Consider the following 3,380-nt stretch of genomic DNA (forward strand, 5'->3'; position numbering starts at 1 on the left):
CGTGCCAACCTTATAAGCCAGATCCCGGATATCCTGACGGGCCAGCATAGGCAGGCGCTGCAGCTGCCTGATAAACGGCAGCTCAAAAGTGGCTGATTCGGATAGTTTGTAGCGGTTGCGAACCAGTTGCAGGCGTGGCAATACATTTTTGCCGATAGTCTGGCGTAAAAATGTATTGGCCCGACGGCGGCCCTGTTTTTCATCTCCCAGCAGCCTGGCGTAACGTTCACCAAAATAACCGGCCAGAAAATCCGGCATGTCATGCAGGTACTGGCTGCGCCAATTATGGTCTGCAGCATCCTTGTGCCACAGCTTCAGCTCGGTCAGGGTGATATCTTTCGGTGCGCCAGGCGCAAAAAATTCACGCCGCATATGGTTAACGGCGTGATATTCACCCTGTACCGGACTCAGCACAGAATCAGTCATGTTTAGCTTTTAACTCCGCAAATGCCAGCTCGGTCAGCTCTGCCAGCCTGCGGGTTTCTGCGACATAGCTGCTGATGTTTTTCATACCTTTGCGCAGAACTTCCTGCCCGATGGCATCCGAGACCAGATCACGGGTCAGAATCACCTCATTGTCATAGAGGGCCATGACGTCAAAAACCTGTTTGCGCACCCCCTCCACATCGCGCCAGGCGGATTTTTCCAGGGCAAGAAGCCGGGGCTTGCCCGGCTGTTTTTGCTGCCGCACCGAAATGGCGTAACGGCCATCAATAACCTGCTTCAGACTCATTCCGCGCCGCCTTTGTGATACTGCGCTAAACGCTCTGTCATTTCCTGGCAGACAACACAGCGGGTAACGCCCTGAACGGCACGGCGGCGCGCTTCGGGGATCGGTGCGTCGCAGTCTTCACAGAAAGAGGCGCTGACCGTAACTGGACGGTAAATTACCTGGGCGATATTGCGCGCCAGCATTTCTTCGGTACGCTGCTGTACTAAGTCCATTGAGTCGGCCATCAGTGCAGCTCCTGTGATTCGTTGTCGTAGCGCTCGGCTTCACGGCGAATCAGTTCGGCAGCTTCAACACCGTTTAAGCCCTGCTGATGGATATGCAGGGCCAGCTCAATCAGTCGGCCAGAGACTGCCAGTGCGCGGTCTTTACGTTCTTCATTACGGGCTTTATTCAGCAATGCGGTCATTGCCTCCACGTCACTGTCAAAACTGCGGGTTTCAATATTTTTCATTTATCTTTTTCCTGAATTCGAGCAAAGCAATGCCCGACGGGTTGACGTCATTTACTGAAAAGACTTATTTAATTGGGCAGAGTTAATCTTTTAGGAAATAAACTCACAACTGCACGAAAATGATTCATAGCACGAATAAGCGCATTTCTTTCATCAGTGATCAGCTCACTAAAATCAAGTTCGTGGCGCTCTGTCTTAATATTCGCCAGATAAAAAATTGCGCTTAATGCCCTTTTGTTTTCGTGATAATTGCTGTCCCTTACATCACGCATATCATTCATAAAGCGGGAAATATCTTTTTCGCTGTTATCACCCCAAAGTCTGGAACGCAGCTCAGCAACGTGATTCAGCCCTGCAGTTCTTGCACCTGTAGTTATTGCAACCAGTGCAGAGTCAGCTTCAATAGCCATGCCTTACCTCTTTTACTTTTTTCATTGTTAACAGCAGTTTTCTTTTCACTCAGCACCGGATGCCAGCGCTTACCGCATTCACCCATAATTCAGACGTTACCGTATGACATGGACGGGCTTTGACGCTTCAGAAGTGAAGCCATTGAGATAGTCGTCATATCTTCAGCTCAGACCGATAGAGGCACTTAGGCCGCTAAGTGCATCAACGGTGTTAGCCAGGGCGGGGTTAGAATGCACGCGGGCGTGAACGCTCAGACCGATCAACGACAGGCAGCGGATGCCAGCGTTAATATTTTCCATAAATGCGCTTTTGCATGTTGGTGTCATTTTCTGTTCTGACACAGCGGCAGCGGCTACTTTTCCTATTTCCGACGTTGCCTGCAAAACGTAATGTGTCATGCGTTCAGCTTTTACCTCATTGACCGGCACCGCTGGCATGCATTTCATCTGCGCCAGCAGGCCGTCTATTAACGTAGCGTCCTCAGTGGCATCAGTGATTGCGGCAATCTCCATCGCGGTCAGCTGATGAACCTGATCCGGGTTCAACTTATTGCGCAAAGTCTGCTGGTTCATCCCCAACTTATCGGCCACTTCACGAATGTTATGGCGACTTGCAAAGGTCTGACAGGCGTTATCGAAATGCGGTTGTATGGAAACCTGATAATCAAACATGATTCGCTTCATCCTAACTGATACGATTTTTTACGCCTGAAGTGAAATATTACACTCACTTAATGCCTGGATAGTCAGGGCTGCCATGTTCACCTCAATCAGGCTTTTTTATGCTTTCCTTTGGGTTTGATTGGTAACTTTCCTTACTCAATCATGTTCTTAGCAGTTTCTTTGTGGGTCCCAGTACGACGACAGTATTCGTCTAAGGGCAAATAGGGTTCGGGTATCACAATTGTAATGTTGGGGCGCATGGGGCAAACTCCGTTAGTTAAGCCGATAGGTCAATATCGGGCAATATATGTCAATACTTCTTTAAACCTACAAAACAAAGTTTAAACTCACTTCATGAAAACTTGCAAGGTCAAACTTTCGTGAACCTACAAATTAATTTCACTCAGGGCGGTGGTACCGTACTGGATCGGGTTATCGAAGCGTATGGTTTTAGTACAAAACTTGCTCTAGCCGACCATCTGGGGATTGCAAGCAGTAGCCTCGCCAATCGTTACAAGCGTGACTTTTTTCCTGCTGATGTTGTAGTGAGATGTATGGCTGAAACTGGTGCGACGCTGGAGTGGCTGGTTACGGGACAGGGGCTTAAGCACAGTGACGGCGAGTTAGATGTAATGAGTTTCCCTCGCTATAAAATCGTTGATGGACAGCTTCTTGATGACGGCATTTTTATGCTTGATAAAAACGCATTCTTGCCCGGAAAGGCCTTACCCAAAGAGCCTATTAGCGTATTAGAAGGCTCAACACATTACATTATCGATAAAGATTTTGGTGAAATTTACGATAACAGTTGGTTGATTGAGATTGAAGGTAAAACCAGCGTAAGGGTGCTTACACGTATTCCTGTTAAAAAAGTGCGCGTGTCCGGTGTTGGGCCAGGAGCATCGTTCGACTGCTCTCTTGATGAAATCAATATAATCGGCCGCGTTGCTTTAACGATAAATTAGCTCACGGATTGATTATGTTAGACTACACAAAAGCAACTGAAGCACAATTAAAAGAAGAATTCAAAAGGCTTGCACAAGTTGTAAGCGACATTCCTTTCGGCACGAAGAAAGAATTTTTTAACTTACCCAAAATTCTGAATGAATAGACCCTAGTTTCC

The 3,380-nt window shown here is 47.7% G+C and carries 8 protein-coding genes and 2 pseudogenes; 2 read left to right on the forward strand and 8 right to left on the reverse strand.

Features of this window, described 5'->3' with window-relative positions:
* From BBW68_RS13115 to BBW68_RS19950, 8 genes and pseudogenes are all read right to left on the reverse strand, one after another.
* Positions 1-426: pseudogene (locus tag BBW68_RS13115) on the reverse strand (replication endonuclease); the annotation flags it as partial.
* Entirely contained in the window at positions 419-733 is a 315-nt protein-coding gene (locus BBW68_RS13120) for a DUF5405 family protein (RefSeq protein WP_102135796.1), read from the reverse strand. The gene BBW68_RS13120 and the pseudogene BBW68_RS13115, both read right to left, overlap by 8 nt.
* Positions 730-957, reverse strand: a complete 228-nt coding sequence (locus BBW68_RS13125; RefSeq protein ID WP_070135705.1) for a TraR/DksA family transcriptional regulator — start codon at positions 955-957, stop codon at positions 730-732. The genes BBW68_RS13120 and BBW68_RS13125 overlap by 4 nt, the downstream gene beginning before the upstream one ends.
* Complete coding sequence (locus BBW68_RS13130; RefSeq protein WP_070135706.1) at positions 957-1,184, reverse strand: DUF2732 domain-containing protein; 228 nt, start codon at positions 1,182-1,184, stop codon at positions 957-959. Before BBW68_RS13130 ends, BBW68_RS13125 begins: the two co-directional genes overlap by 1 nt.
* 68 nt (positions 1,185-1,252) lie before the next feature.
* Positions 1,253-1,594 carry a DUF5347 domain-containing protein gene (locus BBW68_RS13135; protein WP_070135707.1) on the reverse strand — a complete coding sequence of 114 codons (342 nt, stop codon included), beginning with the start codon at positions 1,592-1,594 and terminating at the stop codon, positions 1,253-1,255.
* 89 nt (positions 1,595-1,683) lie between these two features.
* Positions 1,684-1,752, reverse strand: a complete 69-nt coding sequence (locus BBW68_RS20830; protein WP_420835352.1) for a phage filamentation protein Fil family protein — start codon at positions 1,750-1,752, stop codon at positions 1,684-1,686.
* A gap of 4 nt (positions 1,753-1,756) precedes the next feature.
* Positions 1,757-2,266: a phage regulatory CII family protein gene (locus BBW68_RS13140; protein WP_070135708.1), complete on the reverse strand. Its 510-nt coding sequence runs from the start codon at positions 2,264-2,266 to the stop codon at positions 1,757-1,759.
* A gap of 30 nt (positions 2,267-2,296) precedes the next feature.
* Positions 2,297-2,517 (reverse strand): annotated as a pseudogene (locus BBW68_RS19950) (regulator).
* Between the two features lie 120 nt (positions 2,518-2,637).
* On the opposite strand from BBW68_RS19950, the gene BBW68_RS13145 reads away from it, so the two are divergent.
* A complete protein-coding gene (locus BBW68_RS13145) occupies positions 2,638-3,222 on the forward strand; it encodes a phage repressor protein CI (RefSeq protein ID WP_070135709.1) in 585 nt (194 codons plus the stop codon).
* Between the two features lie 14 nt (positions 3,223-3,236).
* On the forward strand, positions 3,237-3,368 hold the full coding sequence (locus BBW68_RS20255; protein ID WP_261791547.1) for a hypothetical protein: 132 nt from the start codon (positions 3,237-3,239) through the stop codon (positions 3,366-3,368).
* Positions 3,369-3,380 lie beyond the last annotated feature (12 nt).

Source organism: Candidatus Erwinia dacicola, from assembly GCF_001756855.1.
GTDB classification, from domain to species: domain Bacteria; phylum Pseudomonadota; class Gammaproteobacteria; order Enterobacterales; family Enterobacteriaceae; genus Erwinia; species Erwinia dacicola.